Source organism: Nocardia niwae NBRC 108934 = DSM 45340, from assembly GCF_001613465.1.
GTDB lineage: Bacteria > Actinomycetota > Actinomycetes > Mycobacteriales > Mycobacteriaceae > Nocardia > Nocardia niwae.
On the sequence record NZ_BDCK01000011.1, the window covers coordinates 89,441 to 105,756 of the forward strand.

At 69.6% G+C, this 16,316-nt stretch carries 17 protein-coding genes; 5 read left to right on the forward strand and 12 right to left on the reverse strand.

Features of this window, described 5'->3' with window-relative positions:
- The first annotated feature begins 64 nt into the window (after positions 1-64).
- A complete protein-coding gene (locus NNI01S_RS03300; RefSeq protein WP_084488412.1) occupies positions 65-937 on the forward strand; it encodes a DUF3109 family protein in 873 nt (290 codons plus the stop codon).
- Positions 938-1,046: 109 nt separating this feature from the next.
- Entirely contained in the window at positions 1,047-1,376 is a 330-nt protein-coding gene (locus NNI01S_RS03305) for a hypothetical protein (RefSeq protein ID WP_063017337.1), read from the forward strand.
- Between the two features lie 182 nt (positions 1,377-1,558).
- Here NNI01S_RS03305 and NNI01S_RS03310 read toward each other — a convergent pair whose 3' ends face one another.
- The 3 genes from NNI01S_RS03310 to NNI01S_RS03320 form a co-directional block, all read right to left on the reverse strand.
- The gene (locus NNI01S_RS03310) at positions 1,559-2,248 is read right to left on the reverse strand and encodes a winged helix-turn-helix domain-containing protein (protein ID WP_063017339.1); all 690 of its coding nucleotides are present in this window, start codon (positions 2,246-2,248) and stop codon (positions 1,559-1,561) included.
- Entirely contained in the window at positions 2,245-3,480 is a 1,236-nt protein-coding gene (locus tag NNI01S_RS03315; protein ID WP_063017341.1) for a sensor histidine kinase, read from the reverse strand. The genes NNI01S_RS03310 and NNI01S_RS03315 overlap by 4 nt, the downstream gene beginning before the upstream one ends.
- A gap of 141 nt (positions 3,481-3,621) precedes the next feature.
- Positions 3,622-4,029: a winged helix-turn-helix transcriptional regulator gene (locus NNI01S_RS03320; protein ID WP_084488414.1), complete on the reverse strand. Its 408-nt coding sequence runs from the start codon at positions 4,027-4,029 to the stop codon at positions 3,622-3,624.
- A 91-nt stretch (positions 4,030-4,120) separates the two neighbouring features.
- Between NNI01S_RS03320 and NNI01S_RS03325 the strand changes: the two genes are divergently transcribed.
- Positions 4,121-4,780 (forward strand): NADPH-dependent F420 reductase, encoded by a 660-nt coding sequence (locus tag NNI01S_RS03325; RefSeq protein WP_063017342.1) that lies wholly within the window; start codon positions 4,121-4,123, stop codon positions 4,778-4,780.
- A gap of 9 nt (positions 4,781-4,789) precedes the next feature.
- On the opposite strand, the gene NNI01S_RS03330 is transcribed toward NNI01S_RS03325, so the two are convergent.
- The 8 genes from NNI01S_RS03330 to NNI01S_RS03365 form a co-directional block, all read right to left on the reverse strand.
- Complete coding sequence (locus tag NNI01S_RS03330) at positions 4,790-6,091, reverse strand: RNA polymerase sigma factor (RefSeq protein ID WP_063017344.1); 1,302 nt, start codon at positions 6,089-6,091, stop codon at positions 4,790-4,792.
- 15 nt (positions 6,092-6,106) lie between these two features.
- On the reverse strand, positions 6,107-6,526 hold the full coding sequence (locus NNI01S_RS03335) for a YciI family protein (protein WP_063017346.1): 420 nt from the start codon (positions 6,524-6,526) through the stop codon (positions 6,107-6,109).
- Between the two features lie 185 nt (positions 6,527-6,711).
- Positions 6,712-8,769: a CocE/NonD family hydrolase gene (locus tag NNI01S_RS03340; RefSeq protein ID WP_063017349.1), complete on the reverse strand. Its 2,058-nt coding sequence runs from the start codon at positions 8,767-8,769 to the stop codon at positions 6,712-6,714.
- Positions 8,770-8,984: 215 nt separating this feature from the next.
- Positions 8,985-9,722 carry a phosphoglyceromutase gene (locus tag NNI01S_RS03345; protein ID WP_063017351.1) on the reverse strand — a complete coding sequence of 246 codons (738 nt, stop codon included), beginning with the start codon at positions 9,720-9,722 and terminating at the stop codon, positions 8,985-8,987.
- Positions 9,723-9,803: 81 nt separating this feature from the next.
- Positions 9,804-10,694, reverse strand: a complete 891-nt coding sequence (locus tag NNI01S_RS03350) for an ROK family protein (RefSeq protein WP_063017353.1) — start codon at positions 10,692-10,694, stop codon at positions 9,804-9,806.
- Positions 10,695-10,761: 67 nt separating this feature from the next.
- Positions 10,762-11,265 carry a type III secretion system chaperone family protein gene (locus tag NNI01S_RS03355; protein ID WP_218019154.1) on the reverse strand — a complete coding sequence of 168 codons (504 nt, stop codon included), beginning with the start codon at positions 11,263-11,265 and terminating at the stop codon, positions 10,762-10,764.
- Entirely contained in the window at positions 11,262-12,698 is a 1,437-nt protein-coding gene (mshA, locus tag NNI01S_RS03360) for a D-inositol-3-phosphate glycosyltransferase (protein WP_063017355.1), read from the reverse strand. Before mshA ends, NNI01S_RS03355 begins: the two co-directional genes overlap by 4 nt.
- Positions 12,699-12,775: 77 nt before the next feature.
- Positions 12,776-13,597 (reverse strand): alpha/beta fold hydrolase, encoded by an 822-nt coding sequence (locus NNI01S_RS03365; protein ID WP_063017357.1) that lies wholly within the window; start codon positions 13,595-13,597, stop codon positions 12,776-12,778.
- A gap of 71 nt (positions 13,598-13,668) precedes the next feature.
- Here NNI01S_RS03365 and NNI01S_RS03370 point away from each other — a divergent pair, with 71 nt between their 5' ends.
- Both NNI01S_RS03370 and mscL read left to right on the forward strand, forming a co-directional pair.
- Positions 13,669-14,406 (forward strand): SDR family NAD(P)-dependent oxidoreductase, encoded by a 738-nt coding sequence (locus tag NNI01S_RS03370; protein WP_063017359.1) that lies wholly within the window; start codon positions 13,669-13,671, stop codon positions 14,404-14,406.
- A gap of 126 nt (positions 14,407-14,532) precedes the next feature.
- Complete coding sequence (gene mscL, locus NNI01S_RS03375) at positions 14,533-15,006, forward strand: large conductance mechanosensitive channel protein MscL (RefSeq protein ID WP_063017361.1); 474 nt, start codon at positions 14,533-14,535, stop codon at positions 15,004-15,006.
- A gap of 6 nt (positions 15,007-15,012) precedes the next feature.
- Here mscL and NNI01S_RS03380 read toward each other — a convergent pair whose 3' ends face one another.
- Positions 15,013-16,236 (reverse strand): L,D-transpeptidase, encoded by a 1,224-nt coding sequence (locus NNI01S_RS03380; protein WP_063017363.1) that lies wholly within the window; start codon positions 16,234-16,236, stop codon positions 15,013-15,015.
- Between the last annotated feature and the right edge of the window lie 80 nt (positions 16,237-16,316).

Consider the following 16,316-nt stretch of genomic DNA (forward strand, 5'->3'; position numbering starts at 1 on the left):
TGAACACGGTACTGGGTGATGCGGCACTACAACCCAGGCGACTGAACTGTTAGCGTCCTATTTCGTGACGGTAGGCGCATCCCCGAGCAGCCCGACCCGGCCCCGACCAGCGGGGAAGATCGACCCGGCCCCCGAAGTCGACCCCGACTTTCCCCGTGAGTGGATCGAGTTCGTCGATCCGGCAAACGACGAGCATTTGATCGTCGCCGACCTGACCTGGCTGCTGTCGAGGTGGACGTGCGTATTCGGCACCCCGGCCTGTCAGGGGATCCTGTCCGACCGGCCGGACGACGGCTGCTGCTCGCACGGGGCGTTCCTCTCCGACGAGGACGACCGGAAGCGACTGAGCCGCGCCGTGAAGATGCTCACACCGCAGGACTGGCAACTGCGCGAGGAGGCGACCAACGCGCAGGGCAAGATCACCAAGAGCGGCTATCTGGAACTCGACGAACTGGACGACGAGCCCGCGCTGCGCACGCGGCGGTTCCAGGGCGCGTGCATCTTCCTCAACCGTCCCGGCTTCGCGGGAGGCGTCGGCTGCGCGCTGCACACCATGGCGCTGCGGCGCGGCATCGAGCCGCTGGAGGTCAAGCCGGACGTGTGCTGGCAGCTGCCGATCCGCCGGACCCAGGACTGGGTGGACCGGCCGGACGGCGTGCAGATCCTGCGCACCGTGATCACCGAGTACGACCGCCGCGGATGGGGGCCGGGCGGCGCCGATCTGGACTGGTACTGCTCCGGCTCCCCCGACGCCCATGTCGGCAGCAAGCCGGTGTGGCAGTCCTACGCTCCCGAGCTGACCGAACTGATCGGCGCGCCCGCGTACGCCGAGCTGGCCCGGCACTGCAAGCGCCGCGAGGGCCTCGGCCTGATCGCCGTCCACCCGGCGACGGTGCACGCCGAGCGGCTGCGCGATTCCGCTGATCCGCACGCCTGATCGTTTGCCGAGCGAGCGCTCGGCCGGATGGCCGTCGGCGGCCCGGTCCGACGGGCGGTTCACCCCGTCGCCATGCGAGCTTTACCCGGATCGGGTTTGATGTGCGGTTATGTCCAAGAAAGTTTTCACCGTGGCGACCATCGCCCTGGGCGCCGCCCTCTCGCTGACCGGAGTAGCCCACGCCGAGCCGAACGGCGACCCGCACAAGTTCTACGACTTCACCACGGAGTTCGTGGCGGCCACCGACCCGGCCGCGGTCAACGCCAAGGCCGCGGGCAAGCTCCTGATCGCGAGCCCGTACGGCACCTCGCACACCATCGCCTGCCGCGGCACCAACACCGCGGACCTCTACGACTGCATGCAGGAAGACGATCTGGGCTGGATCACCTTGCAGAAGACCGAGACCCCGCTCGGCACCACTTGGATCTACTTCCCCTGAGCCGCCCGCCTCTCCGGGAACTCAGGCCGTACTGGTCGACGACGCGAGATCCGCGTTCAGGTCCTGCGTCGGGCGCCGCCCAGGCTCTGGCGTACCGGGGAGTTACCCATGTGCTCACGAAATCGGTTGTCCGTTTCGTGAGCACATGGGCCGCACACCTGGCGGTGGGGATTCGTTCGGCCCTACGCTTCGAGTTTGTAGCCGAGGCCGCGCACGGTGACCAGGTGTTCCGGTTTGGCCGGGTCCGCCTCGATCTTCGAACGCAGCCGCTTGACGTGCACGTCCAGGGTCTTGGTGTCGCCGACGTAGTCGGCGCCCCACACGCGGTCGATCAGCTGGCCGCGGGTGAGCACCCGCCCGGAATTGCGCAGCAGATATTCGAGCAGGTCGAATTCCTTGAGCGGCAAGGTGACCGGCTTGCCGTTCACCATCACGGTGTGCCGGTCGACGTCCATCCGGACCGGGCCCGCTTCCAGCACGCCGCTCTCGGTGGAGCCCTCCAGTTCGTCGCCCGCGCCGCGGCGCAGCACGGCGCGGATGCGCGCGATGAGCTCGCGCGCGGAATACGGCTTGGTGACGTAGTCGTCGGCGCCCAGTTCCAGGCCGACCACCTTGTCGATCTCGCTGTCGCGCGCGGTGACCATGATCACCGGGACGCCGCTGCGGGTGCGCAACTGTTTGCACACGTCGGTACCGCTCATGCCGGGCAGCATGAGGTCGAGTAGGACGATGTCCGCACCGGACCGGTCGAACTCGGCGAGCGCGGACGGCCCGTCACCCACCACGGTGACCTCGAAACCCTCCTTGCGCAGCAGGAACGCGAGCGGATCGGCCAGCGACTCCTCATCCTCGACGATCAGAACACTCGTCATCTGCGTGCCTCCACACCATTCGGTCGGCCCGGTCCGGTAGGACGCGGGCTTGTTTCTATCGTGCTCACCACGGCGCCGTCGTTGTCGTCGTCGGCGCCTGCTTCGTGGTGGGCGGGTATGCGCAAGGTGAACGTCGATCCGGTGCCCAACTTGCTCCACAAGGTGATTTCCCCGTTGTGGTTGGCGGCCACGTGTTTGACGATAGCCAGGCCGAGTCCGGTGCCGCCCGTCTGGCGCGAACGCGCCTTGTCGGACCGGAAGAATCGCTCGAACACCCGCTCCTGATCCTCCTTGGCGATGCCGATGCCGCGGTCGGTGACCGCCATCGCCACGTGATCGCCGCGCAACGAGCGGCTCACCGACACATGGGAGCCGGCCGGTGAGTAGGCGATCGCGTTCTCCACCAGGTTGGACAGTGCGGTGACCAGCAAAGTCTCGTCGCCGAGCACCTCGAGCCCGCTCGGACGATCGGTGCTGACGGTGATCCCGGCGGCTTCGGCGGCGGTGCGGGAACGATCGACCGCCTGCGTCACCACGGTGTCCACGTCCACCACCTCGAGCTCGGGCAGCTTCTCCGCACCCTGCAGGCGGGAGAGCGCGATGAGTTCGGTCACCATCTTGCCGAGGCGGCGCGATTCGCCGAGCACACGCTGACCGAAGTGTCGCACGGCCTCCGGATCTTCGGCGGATTCCAGGAGAGCTTCGGCGAGCAGGCTCATCGCGCCGACCGGGGTCTTGAGCTCGTGACTGACGTTTGCGACGAAGTCGCGGCGGGTGGCCTCCATGCGGGCCTGCTCGGAATCGTCATCGGCGAACAGCACGGTGAAGGTGGTCTCCTCGCGCGACAGCTGCCGGGCGACGCCGCGCACCGCGATGCGGCCGCGGCCGGGGACCGGATTCTTCGCGGTCAGGTCGAACTCGGCGGACTCGCCGGTGGCAAGTACCTTCTCCACCGCGGCCCACGCGCGCTCGTCGAGCAGGCGATTGCGGACCAGTCCGAGTTCCTCCGCGCGCGGATTGACCAGCACCACGTCGCGGTACTCGTCGACGACGGCGATCCCGCTCTCGGAGGCGAGCACGATGAGGTCGAGGACCTGGGACATGGTGAGACCGGACTCGGCCTGCCTGCGCGCGGCCTGCCTGGCATTCACATACGGGATCAATAGCCCGCCGACTGCCAGGCCGACGACAGCCGCCAAGATGGCCAGCAGCACGGCCTGGGGAACACTCACACTTGAATCGTACGGTCGCCGACCCACCGGCCAACGCCGGGTACACGAAGTTTCGCGCAGGTCATAGCCCCTTCCGGCCCCGTTAGCCGCATGTTTACGCACTGTTCGGCCTTGCGTACCCGCGGCGTATTCACCGACCGGTCAGTCTGCTGTGTCGTCGGCTCGGGCGAGCGCCTCGTTGACCGCGCGGCCGTGTTTGTCCACCCAGTCGCCGAGGGCGTAGATCGGGGCGAGCAGGTCCGCGCCCGCGGCGGTCAGCTCGTACTCGACGCGCGGCGGGGCCTGCGCGTAGCGACGCCTGCGCACCAGCGTCATCCGTTCCATCCGGCGCAGCGTCTGCGTCAGCATCTTCTGGCTGATCCCGCCGATGGCCGTACGCAGCTCACCGGGCCGCATGGGGCCCTCGCGCAGCAGGTAGACGATCACCGGCAACCAGGAGTTGCCGAAGATGTCCACGCCCATCCGGGCCGGGCAGTCGGATTCGAAGTCGCCGTAGGGCGCGAATTCCACCCGTTCGGCGGTGACCGGATCACTCGGTGCGGCGCTCACGGCTCCAGCTTGCCAGCGCCGTTGCGCACCCTGGGGTGCCTATCGGGATTCCTAGCCTCGTCTCCGTACACCTTTCGAGTCAGGAGTTCGGATGCGAATCGGAATCATCGGCGCGGGCGCGATGGCGCGGGCGCTCGGCGGCGGCTGGAGCGCGGCGGGTCACGAGGTGCTCGTCGGCGCCCGATCCCCCGGCGCCGCGGCGGAACTGGCGGCCGCGATCGGCGCGCGAGCCGGAACAGTCGCCGACGCAGCGGTTTTCGGGGATGTGGTGCTGCTCGCGTTACCGGTCGCGGCGTTGCCGGAGGTGCTGAGCGCCGTGGGCGAGCTGCTGGCAGGTCGCACGGTGATCGACTGCACCAACGCCTTCGCCCCGGACGCCGCGGCGCCCGAAGGGGTCACCGCGTTCGTCCTCACGGAGGACGCGGTCGCCGAGCGGATCGCGGCGCAAGCGCGGGGAGCGCATGTGGTGAAGGCGTTCAACCTGTGTGCCGCCGAGGTGTGGCAGGCGACGGCGCGCGTCTTCGACGAGCGCCGCCTGGCGATGCCGCTCTGCGGCGACGACGAGGCCGCGGTGCGGGCGGTCGCGGCGCTCGCCGAAGATCTCGGGGCGCAACCGTTTCCGGCGGGTGGGCTGCACCGGGCCCGGTACCTGGAGGCGACATCGGTGTTCGCCGTCGGTCTCTGGTTCGCCGGACACGACGCCCGCGCGATGTTCCCGCCCTTGGCGGCCGCGTTCGCCGTCGCCGACTGACACCGGCGATCAATCCGGGTCGACCGCGTCGAGACCGGCCAGCTTGCGCTCCAGTACCACCCGCTCGCGCCGGTTGCCGCACAACCCGAGGGCGCGCTCGAGTTCGGTGCGCGCCTCCTGCGTGCGTCCCAGCCGGACGAGCAGTTCCCCGCGAACGCTCGGCAGCAGGTGCGACCGCGAAAGCGCCTCGGTGGCCGCCAGCTCGTCCACGAGGGGCAGTGCCGCGGCAGGCCCCTGCGCCATGGCCACCGCCACCGCCCGGTTGAGGTCGACCACCGGCGACGGCGCGAGCCGGCCGAGCGCCTCGTAGACGAGCACGATGCGCTCCCAGTTCGTCTCCTCGACCGACGGGGCGACGGCATGGCATTCGGCGATCGCGGCTTGCAAGCCGTAGGCGCCGAGTCCCCGGCCGGCCTGCTCGGCGCGGGCCAGCGCGGCTCGGCCCCGGCCGATCGCGGCCCGGTCCCAGCGGCGGCGGTCCTGGTCTTCCAAGAGCACCGGCTCGCCGTCCGGGCCGGTGCGGGCGGGGAAACGCGCCGCGGTCAGTTCGAGCAGCGCCAGCAGGCCGTGCACTTCGGGCTCCTCCGGCATCAGCCGGGCGAGCACCCGGGCCAGGCGCAGTGCCCCGCTCGCGAGGTCGAGCCGGATCAGTTCCGCACCGGAGCTGGCCGACGACCCCTCGGTGAAGATCAGGTAGACGACACTGAGCACCGAGCCGAGGCGCTCGCTCCGTTCGTCGGCCGGGGGCACGGCGAACGGCACCCGCGCCGCCGCGAGGGTCTTCTTCGCGCGCGTGATCCGAGCCTGCACGGTGGCGGCCGGAACGAGGAACGCCCTGGCGATCTCGTCGCTGGTCAGACCACCGACCACCCGCAAGGTGAGCGCCACCCGCGCCTCCCGCGACAGCACGGGGTGGCAGGCGACGAACATCAGCGCGAGCAGGTCGTCATCGATCCGGTCCGGATCCCACAGCACGTCTTGGGCGTCCCGGACGGGATCGGCCGGTGCGCCGCCCGAGACGGCGCCGCCCTCACCCAGGTCACGGGCGAAGGCGGCGTACCTTTCGTCGAGGGCGGAACGCCTGCGGAACGCGTCGATCGCGCGACGGCGGCCGACGGTGAGCAACCACCCGGCGGGGTTGCGCGGTACACCTTCGCGCGGCCACGTCACGAGCGCTTCGGCCAGGGCCTCCTGTGCCAGATCCTCGGCCAGCGCGAAATCGCCGGTGTAACGGGCGAGCGCGCCGACGATCCGGGCCGACTCGATCCGCCAGACCGCCGCGACGGCCGCACGGCCGGTGTGGTCGCCCATCGTGCCTCGATCCGCTCAGAGCTGACCGGTGGCCTCGCGCCACGCCCGCTCTTTCTGGACCCACACGTTGTCCTGCGGGAACTCGTCGATCGTCGGAACCCGGCGGATCTCGGTCTTGAAGCCGGGACCGGTGATCGGCATCCGCTTTGCCCACTCGATCGCCTCCTCCTTCGACGCCACGTTGAGCAGGTAGAACCCACCGAACAGCTCCTTGGTCTCGCCGTACGGGCCGTCGGTGACGATGGGGGTCTCGGCGGAGTAGTCGACGACCACGCCCTCGGCGGCGTCCTCCAGCCCCTCCGCCGCGAGTAGCACACCCGCCCGGATCAGCTCGTCGTTGAATTTGCCCATGGTGTCGAGCATCTGCTCGAAGTCGGTGTTCACCATCGTGGCGTAGCCCTCGTCGGTGGCGCGCATGATCAGCATGAACTTCATCGTCGTCTCCCTGGCTGTCCGGGTCCCTGACTGGACCCTCTCACCCATAGGTCGAACGGGAAGTCCACACGATCGACACACGCGCGGAAAATTTTTCCCGGCCTGTGCACAGAACCGGTCGGAGCGTGCTCCCTCACCCATACCCCGCGGTATCAACCTTGATGCGCGAGGGCGCACGCCCCGGTCTACCAGCCCGGATTCCCCCGGACCGGGATGTTGACGAAGCTCGGACGGTCGGGATCCAGCTCCAGATGCTGGGGCCGCAGGCCGGTGTCGATCAGCATCGGCAGGATCGGAAGGCCCTTGGGGAAGTTGCCCGCGTACACGTCGACGCGCAGGCGGTGGCCCGGCTGCAGGAGCGCCTCGGTGGCGGGCAGCGCGATGTCCAGCGTGGTCGCTTCGCCCGGTACCGTCGGCTGCCGCTGCTCCAGCGAGGTGAACGGCCGCGGATCGGTGTAGTCGCCGTTGGCCGACTTGCTGCTGTTCGCGTCATCGATCGCCCGCAGCGAGGCCATGAGCTGTCCCGAGGACAGCACGCTGGACTGCCCGTCCGGCGCGACGTCGTTCACGGTGACCACCCAGTAGCCGTCCGCCGCGTCCTGGACGGTGTTGAGCCGGACCGCGATCCGCCCGGAGATCGAGGTCGGCTCGGCGACCGGGGCGCTGGTGAAGGTCAGTCCGTTGAGTTCCTCGACCCTGGAATCCTTGGCGCAACCGTCGATGACCGACAGCACACCGGCGCTGCCCTGGGCCGCATCGTTGGAGCACAGGCTGGTCAGGCCGGGCGCGACCGTCAAGCGGGCGGGCTCGCCGCTGTCCTCGGGGCTGAGCGAACCGTCGTAGACGCTGTTCGCGGTGCCACTGGGCGCCGCCGTCAGGTACATCCTGCGGTGCACCGCCTGGGCTGGACCCGCCGAGGGGCTCGGCGCGGCGAACGAGTCGGTGGTGATCCAGCCGCCGCCCTGCTGGCGCAAGGTGATCGGACCGTATTGGTCGATGCCGTTGTCCATGTCCTTGAGCCACCTGTCGAACCACGCGCGCTGCAGCACGTCCAGCCGCGGCGGCAGGCCCGGCTTGCCGTACTCGTTGCCCGAATTCAGGTGGTAGGTGTTGCCCATCAGCAACTGCTTCTGGCCCGGCGGCAGCGGAATCTCGTTGTAGATCTTGGATTCCGAGTAGGTGAACAGGTCGTGCCAGCCGCCGGTGACGAAGGTCGGCGTCCGGATTCCGCTCGGATCACCGAGCCAGTCCCGCCGCGGCGCGGAGCCGTCGGTGAGCAGTTCCTTGGCGCGCGGGTCGAGATCCTCTATGCGCGCGGTGGTGTAGACGTTCAGCAGCACGTCCATGAAGGTCAACGGGTCGCGGGCGCGGTCGGCCAGCCACGTGGTGTCCAACTGCCCGTTGAGCACCGAGGCCAGGTCGGGCAGAAGCTTCAAGCCGTTGATCGCGGTCAGCCACAGCGGGATGAAGTTGAAGCCGAAGCCGCCGCCCGGCGCCAGCACGTCGTTGACCAGGTCGCTGCCCGGCACGACCGGGAAGATCGCCTGCAAGGCGGGCGGCCGCTGCTCGGCGGCCTGCACCTGGTTGATCCCGGAGTAGGAGATGCCGTTCATGCCGACGCGCCCGTTGGACCACGGCTGGCGCGACGCCCAGTCGATCACCTCGACCGTGTCCTGCTGTTCGCGACCGCGCAGCATGTCCCAGACGCCCTGGGAGAAACCGGTGCCGCGCACGTCGACGACCACCTGCGAGTAGCCGCTCTTGATCAACTGCCGGTCGACGGTGAAGTTGCGCAGTTCGCCGCCGCCGAACGCCTTCGTCAGATCGGTGACGCCGGACAGCGGGGTGCCGCTCATGTCGATCTGCCGGAAGAACTCGATCAGCGCGTCGGACAGGCCGGGTATCGACTGGGCGTGATCGGCCAGGTTCGAGACCAGCTTGGTGTACGGCGTGAGGTTGACGATCGTCGGCGTGGGCGCGTCCACGGGACGGCCCAAGACGTCCGCGGGCCGGTAGACGTTGCCCTTCAAGACCGTCCCGTCACTCATCGTGATCGGGACGTCCCACTGGATATGGATGTTGGGGTACTGCTGGGGGCCGTCCTGGGTGGCCGCCCAGGCTGCTCCCGCGGGACCGCCGTCCGGACCGGTGGGCGGCGCGACGGCATCGGCGCCGCCGGCGAGGAAGGGAACGAGCATCGTGACGGCAACTGCCGCCACCGTGGCCCGCAACGCGTACTTCATCGGACGTGGTCCACCTCTCGGCTGGTCGAACGACCAGAGTGTACCTATCTACTTGCCGGTAAAAACAGTGGGTAACTTAATCTGCCGTGGCCGCGCCGCAGGTCGATCCCGTCCCATCGGCGTGTCGCCCGGCAACACCGCCGGCCTGCCTCGGAAACGACAACGCGCCGCCACCCTGGCGGGTGACGGCGCGTGGCAGGCTCGCGCTGTGCGGGCTATCTGCCGCCCTGCCCGGCGACGGCAGCGGCTCCGGCGGCGGCCGCCTCGGGATCCAGGTACTCGTGCGGGCGCACCGGGCGAAGGTTCTCGTCCAGCTCGTAGCGCAGCGGGATGCCGGTGGGGATGTTCAGGCCCGCGATGTCCTCGTCCGAGATCCGGTCGAGGTGCTTGACCAGCGCGCGCAGCGAGTTGCCATGCGCGGCGACCAGCACGGTCTTGCCGGACAGCAGGTCCTTCGAAATGGTCGACTCCCAGTACGGCACCATCCGGTTGACCACGTCCAGCAGGCACTCGGTCTTCGGGACGTCGATGCCGGCGTAGCGCGGATCACCCTCCTGGCTGTACTCGTTGGCCGGGTCGATCGGCGGCGGCGGGGTGTCGTAGCTGCGGCGCCACAGCATGAACTGCTCGTCGCCGTACTTCTCCCGGACCTGCGCCTTGTTCTTGCCTTGCAGCTCGCCGTAGTGCCGCTCGTTGAGCCGCCAGTCCCGGATCACCGGGATCCAGTGCCGGTCGGCGGCGTCCAGCGCGATGTTCGCGGTGGAGATCGCGCGGCGCAGCAGCGAGGTGTAGACGACGTCCGGCAGGATGCCGTGCTCGGCCAGCAGCTCCCCGGCACGCTTGCCCTCGGCGATGCCCTTGTCGGTCAGATGCACGTCCACCCAGCCGGTGAACAGGTTCAGGGCGTTCCATTCGCTTTCGCCGTGGCGCAGCAGCACGAGGGTGTACGTCATGCCGTCATCCTCCCATGCGTGCTCAGCCGGGTCGCATCGGTTCCCGCCACGCCGCCCCGGCGCGGGCGGGAAAGCGCGAAGTCAGACCGGTCCGCCCGCGGCGAGCACGCCAGCGCCCGCCAGGGTGGCGCCGTGCGTGATTCCGGAGAGTTCCACTCGCAGCCCGCGCAGGAACGTCAACCCGGCGTGCGCGTTCAGCGCGGCCCGCAGTGGATCCCACAGCGGCGCACCGGATTGCGCGAATCCGCCGCCGATCACCACCCGGTCGACGTCCAGCAGGGCCGCGGCGGAGGCGATCGCCGCGCCGAGCGCGGTGCCCGCTCGGTGCAGCGCGGCGACGGCGATCTCGTCGCCCGCGTGCGCGTCCGCGGCCAGGTGCGCGCCCGTCGCGCCGGACCAGCCCTGCTCGCGCGCCCAGCGCACCGACGACATGCCGCTCGCGACCGCCTCGACGCAGCCGCGGCCACCGCAGCCGCAAGGCGTGTCCCACCCGGGAACGACGATGTGGCCGACGTGCCCGGCATTTCCGGTGCGCCCGAGCAGCACTTTGCCGTCCGCGACGATGCCGCCGCCGATCCCCGATGACACGGTCATGGCCAGCGCGTCGGGCACCCCGCGCAGCGCGCCGAGGCGATGTTCGGCCAGCGCGAGGCAGGCGCCGTCGATAGCGAAACGAATCGTCGCGGCGGGAAACAACTCCTGCACGGCCGCGACCAGCGGGAATCCCGCTTTCCACTCGGGAATGTTCAACGGACCCGTGACGCCGGTCCGCACGTCCACCGGTCCCGCCGCCCCGATCCCCACCGCGTCGACGGGTTCCCCATTCGCCACCGCCAGCAGCAGTTCACGACAGGCATCCCACACGGCGGCGTCCGGCACGTCCACCCGGCGGACATCGCGCACCTCGGCACGGGGGCCGACCACTCCGGCCGCGAACTTGGTCGCGCCGATGTCCAGAGCGAGAATCGCCAACGCCGTATCCCTCCGCCGATCCGAGCCGCCTGCGATTGTCACCCGGCGCGCCGGGTCCGGCGACCGGCTAGGGCTTGTCCGCGGAATCGACCAGGTGCTCGAAGGCGCGCAGGTTCTGCAGCGACTCGCCGCGCGAGACGCGCCACTTCCATTCCCGCCGAATGGATTCCGCGAAGCCGAGTTCCAGCAGCACGTTGAAGTCGGCGTCGACGGCCTCGAGAATCTGCCCGAACACCCGATCCAGCTCGTCGGCGGTGACGGCGTGCGCGGACATCCGCCCCACCAGGTAGATGTCGCCGACCCGGTCGAGGGTGTAGGCGACGGCGTAGAGCCTGCGGTTGCGGCGCAGCAGGAATTTGTAGACGCCCTCGAAGTTCTCGTCCGGCTTGCGGCAGACGAACGCCTCGAACCGGACGCCGTGCTTGCCCACCGTGAGCATCACCGTGGTCTTCAGCTTGCGCTCGCCGGGCAGGACGACGACGAACGTCTCCTCCCCCGGCCGGGTGTACTCGATCTCCCTGTCGCGCAGCGTCTCGTCGATGAGCTGCGCGGTCACCTGTGCCTCGTTCACCGGCGTACTCCCATCCGGCGCCGCCACAGCGCCCGCGATCTGGACTGGCTGGTCTCGCCGAGCAGGGCGGCCGTCCGTTCTCCGGCCGGGCCCGCGGAGACTCGGTCGTAGGCATCGTCGCGCACCATGCTGTGCGCCAGGCCGCGGCCGCCGAGGCCCGCCCGCTCGTCCCGGAAACCGGCCAGAGCAGCGGCGTAGCTGGCGAGCAGCCCGTCGGCGGTGTGCGCCCAGGAGAAGTTGGCCGCGTGCGTGACGGCCTGCTCACTCATCCGACGCAGCCGGTCGGGGTCGTCCAGCAGGTGACGCAGCGCGTTCGCCCAATCCACTGTGCGGTGTCCGGGGACGAGCAGGCCGGACACCTCGTGGCGCACCGCCGTGCCCAGGCCACCCACATCGGCGGCCAGCACCGGGGTGCCGCTGGCCTGCGCTTCGATGGCGACCAAGCCGAAGGACTCGTTGTAACTCGGCACCGCCACAAGGTCGGCCGCGCGATAGATCTGCACCAGCCGCTGCGGCGGCTGCGGGGGGAGGAAGCTGACCCGCTCGGCGATCCCCAGCTCGGCGGCCAGATCGATCAGCGCGTCGGGCCGCTCCAGCCCGCTGCCGGACGGGCCACCCACGATCAGCACGCGCAGTTCGCGATCCGGGTCGGTCCGCAGCACCTCGGCCGCGGCGCGCACCAGCACATCGGGCGCCTTCAGCGGCTGGATCCGGCCGACGAACGCGACGATCCGCTCGTCGGCGGCCAGCCCGAGCGCGGCACGGGCGGCGGCCTTGTCACCGGGGCGGTAGCGGGTGAGGTCGGCGCCGGGCGGGACGACATCGATGCGCTCGGGATCGGCCCCGTACAACTCGACCAGCTGACGGGCCTCCTCGGCGGTGTTGGCGACCAGTCGATCGGCTTCGGCGATCACCTGTTTCTCGCCGATCTCGCGTGTCGCCGGTTCGGGACAGTCGCCCTCGGCCAGCGCCGCGTTCTTCACCGCCGCCAGCGTGTGCGCGGTGTGCACCAGCGGCACCCGCCAGCGGTCCCTGGTCAGCCAGCCGACCTGGCCGGACAGCCAGTAATGCGAGTGCACCAGGTCGTAGTGACCGGGCAGGTGCCTGGCTTCCTGACGCAGCACCTCCGCGGTGAAGGGGCACAGCTGGGTGGGCAGATCGTGCTTGTCCAGCCCCTCGAACGGGCCCGCCACCACGTTGCGCACCAGCACGCCGGGCGCGGCCTCCTGGACGGGCGGGACGTTGGACGCCGTGGCCCGGGTGAAGATCTCCACCTCGGTGCCGCGGCGGGCCAGCTCGACGGCCGTCTGCAGAACATAGACGTTCATGCCGCCCGCGTCGCCGGTGCCCGGCTGAGCGAGTGGTGAGGTGTGCACCGATAACACGGCGATACGGTTCGGCCGTAGGCCCTGGCGCTGGCTCACACTATCCATAGTGCACGTTGCGTTCCCCGGCCCAGACACGCTATCCACGGCAAGTGAGAGCTATCACAGGGCCGACATGAATCCGATCACAGGCTCTCGGCGAACGCGCCGACCTCGTCGACGAACCGGGGACGGTCCTCGATGAACAGCCCGTGCTGCGCGCCTTCCCAGAACGACGCGCGCGCGTCCGGGACGGCCTCGACGATGTAGCGGCCGTTCTCGATCGGGACGACCCGGTCGGCCGTCCCGTGCAGGACGAGCACCGGAACGTCCAATGCGCGCAGCATCTCGGTGTTGTCGACGGTCCGGTAGAACAGCGCTTTGCGCACCGCGGGCGAGGTGGCGAGACTGGCCCCGAACAGGCGCTGGGCATCCGGCCCCTTGTCCGCGCCCGGTCCGGTGTTGGCGTTGCCGAACACACCGAAGGCCCGCACCGCCCGGCCCGCGCTCTCCTCGAAGACACCGGGGATGGCCTCGCGCATCATGTCGCCGGTCGCCGCGCCCGGCACGCCGGGACCTATGTTCGCCATCGAGCCGGTGTAGACGACACCCGCGACGGCGTCGGTGCCGTAAGTGGTCAAGTAGTCCGACAGCACGATCCCGCCATAGGACCAGCCGAGTAGCACCGCGCCGGACGCGATTCTTTCGGCCGCCAGCACCGCCGCGAGGTCTGCCGCCCAGTTCTTCGGGTCGTCGTAGCCCGCCGTGGGCGCGTCGGAGTAGCCGTGACCGCGCAGGTCGACGGCGATCACCCGGAAACGGGCGGCGAGGTCGTCGGCGGCCGCGCCCCAGCAGCGCAGATTCGCCGACCAACCGTGCAGCAACACCAGCGGCCTGCCGTGCGCCGGACCGCTCACCCGGTAGACGATGTTCGTTCCGTCCGCGCTCACCACGTCCCGAATAGCCATGCCCCGAGGCTAACCGCGCACGCGACGACCGGCCGCATCCGGCAAACCTCGCGCACCTAGGATCACTGGGCATGAGCACTCGCACCGCCGTCGTCACCGGAGCCAGCTCGGGGATCGGGGAGGCCACCGCCCGGGAGCTGGCGAAGCAGGGCTATCACGTCTACGTCGGCGCGCGCAGGCTCGATCGGCTCCGCCGCCTCGCCGACGAGATCGGCGGCACCGCAGTCGAACTCGACGTCACCTCGGACGAATCGGTGCGCGCGTTCGGCGAAGCCGTCGAGCGCGTCGACGTGCTGGTCAACAACGCGGGCGGCGCCAAGGGGCTCGCTCCGGTCGCCGAGGCCGATCTGGACGACTGGCGCTGGATGTGGGAGACGAACGTGCTCGGCACGCTGCGCGTCACCAAGGCCCTGCTGCCGAAGTTGATCGCCTCCGGTGACGGGTTGATCGTCACCGTCACGTCGGTGGCCGCGTTCACCGCCTACGACAACGGTTCCGGCTACACCTCCGCCAAGCACGCCCAGGCCGTGCTGCACCGTACGCTGCGCGGCGAGCTGCTCGGTCAGCCGGTGCGGCTGACCGAGATCGCCCCCGGCGCGGTGGAAACCGAGTTCTCGCTGGTGCGTTTCGGCGGCGACGCCGACCGGGCGGCCAAGGTGTACGAGGGCATCGACCCCTTGGTCGCCCAGGACATCGCGGAAGTCATCGGGTTCGTCGCGTCCCGGCCCGCGCACGTCAACCTGGACCAGATCATCATCAAGCCGCGCGACCAAGCGGACGCGGGCCGATTCGCCCGCCGCACCTCATAGCTGAGCGCATAACTCGGCCGGCGCCGTCGGTCCGGCCGCGGATTGCCAGGACGTCGCTCTTCGCCCGGAGCCGCTACCATCCGTGCAGCCGCAAGCCAAGGACATCGGATGGGAGTGATTCGGCTCATGCTCAAGGGCTTCAAAGAGTTCCTGATGCGCGGGAACGTCATCGACCTCGCGGTCGCCGTCGTGATGGGCACCGCGTTCACCTCCGTGGTGACGTCGGTGACGAAAGGCGTGGTCAATCCGCTGCTCGCGGTCTTCGGCAGCACCAATCAGCTCGGTCTCGGCGTGCAGCTGATCCCGTCCAAGCCCGCCACCTTCATCGCCATCGGCCCGATCATCACAGCCACCATCGATTTCGTCATGGTCGCCGCGGTGCTGTACTTCGTGCTGATCCTGCCGATGAAGACCATCAAGAACCGCTTCGGCACCCCGAAGGCCGCCGAGCCCAGCCAGGTCGAACTGCTGACCGAGATCCGCGACCTGCTCGCCGAGCGGCACGACGCGATCCGGGCCGAACGCGCCGCCAACCGCGAGGTCGAAGCGGAACACGCGGACGACAGTGAGTTCGAACCGCAGCGCGTGAAGGCGCGCTAGCGCCGGTCAGCGCGCTCCGGCGGGCTGCGGCGGCAGGGGCGTGGCGGAGACTACAGCCGACGGCGCACCCTGCAGCGCCGACATGGTTTTCCAGGTACTCCAGTCGATGGTCCAGTCGTAGAGGTCGCCGTCGGCGGCCGAGAGCGGGATCGAGGTCCCGGTCACCTCGACCGGATCGCCGTACAAGGCCGTGGGGAAATAGGACTGGGCGTCCCCGGGCGACAGATTGATGCACCCGTTGGTGACGTTCGCCGACCCTTGCGCCGACAGCGATTCCGGGTTGGCGTGAATGAATTCGCCGTTGTTGGAGATGCGTACCGCCCAGCGTTCCCGGACATTGGTGTAGTACGGCGGATTCGACATCATGAAGTCCTCGTACTTCTCGGTGACCACGTGCACGCCGGAACGGGTCACGTTGCGCGGTTCGTTGCCCTCGCCGTAACTGACCGCGAAGTCGAACACCACCCGCCCGTCCCGCACCACCTGCATGCGGTGGCTCGGGGCGCTCGCCTTGACGATCTGGCTGCGGCCGATGCGGAAATCCGTGGTCAGGTCGGAATCACCGTAATTGCCACCGCCCAGATCGAGTCCGTAGAGCCGCGCCGAGACGTGCACGCTCGTCCCCGGCGTCCAGTAGTTCTTCGGACGCCAATGCAGCCGGGAGCCCCCGTCGTCCGGAAACCAGGCCCACGCGCCCTCGGTGGGCGGGTCGGTGGTGATGGTGAGCGCCTTCTCCACCGCCGCCTTGTTCGTGACGGAGGACTTGAACTGCAGGATGAGCGGCGCCGCGATGCCGACCTCCTGGTTGTCGCCGATGTTCAGGGTCGCGGGAACCGTGCTCTTGGGTGCGAGGGTGCGGAACGAGCCATCGATCGGGATCGCCTTGCCGTCGGTGCCGACGGCGGTGCCGGACCAGGTGTAGGTGGCGTCGTAGCCGAGCGGCTCGGTGATGGTGAACCCGCGCCGGTCCGGCGCGAGTTCGCCGCGGACCTGCTTGCCCGCGGCGTTGGTCAGCGCGACCTGATCGATCGTGCCGTCGCTGATCGTCACCGAAACCGGGGCGGTCGGGTTGACGTTCGCGGCATCGTCGGCGGGGTTCAATGTCGCTGTGGCGATCGGGCCTGCGGCGGCACCCGGCTTGCCGGAGTCGCGGCCTATCGTGCATCCGGACGCCGAGGCGACGACCACCAGCAGGACAGCCGACACCACGGCAACCGATCTGCGGATCATCGGGCGGTGGTTCACTTCGTCGAATCTACGCGCGGCGCGCGGTCCATCCCGAAGTCGCAGCGTGTGGTGTCGGCCTCAGC

Coding starts and splice junctions, on each gene's coding strand:
- NNI01S_RS03305 (WP_063017337.1), top strand. CDS start 1,047: ATGTCCAAGAAAGTTTTCACCGTGGCGACCATCGCCCTGGGCGCCGCC.
- NNI01S_RS03310 (WP_063017339.1), bottom strand. CDS start 2,248: ATGACGAGTGTTCTGATCGTCGAGGATGAGGAGTCGCTGGCCGATCCG.
- NNI01S_RS03325 (WP_063017342.1), top strand. CDS start 4,121: ATGCGAATCGGAATCATCGGCGCGGGCGCGATGGCGCGGGCGCTCGGC.
- NNI01S_RS03330 (WP_063017344.1), bottom strand. CDS start 6,091: ATGGGCGACCACACCGGCCGTGCGGCCGTCGCGGCGGTCTGGCGGATC.
- NNI01S_RS03335 (WP_063017346.1), bottom strand. CDS start 6,526: ATGAAGTTCATGCTGATCATGCGCGCCACCGACGAGGGCTACGCCACG.
- NNI01S_RS03340 (WP_063017349.1), bottom strand. CDS start 8,769: ATGAAGTACGCGTTGCGGGCCACGGTGGCGGCAGTTGCCGTCACGATG.
- NNI01S_RS03345 (WP_063017351.1), bottom strand. CDS start 9,722: ATGACGTACACCCTCGTGCTGCTGCGCCACGGCGAAAGCGAATGGAAC.
- mshA (WP_063017355.1), bottom strand. CDS start 12,698: ATGGATAGTGTGAGCCAGCGCCAGGGCCTACGGCCGAACCGTATCGCC.
- NNI01S_RS03365 (WP_063017357.1), bottom strand. CDS start 13,597: ATGGCTATTCGGGACGTGGTGAGCGCGGACGGAACGAACATCGTCTAC.
- NNI01S_RS03370 (WP_063017359.1), top strand. CDS start 13,669: ATGAGCACTCGCACCGCCGTCGTCACCGGAGCCAGCTCGGGGATCGGG.
- mscL (WP_063017361.1), top strand. CDS start 14,533: ATGCTCAAGGGCTTCAAAGAGTTCCTGATGCGCGGGAACGTCATCGAC.
- NNI01S_RS03380 (WP_063017363.1), bottom strand. CDS start 16,236: ATGATCCGCAGATCGGTTGCCGTGGTGTCGGCTGTCCTGCTGGTGGTC.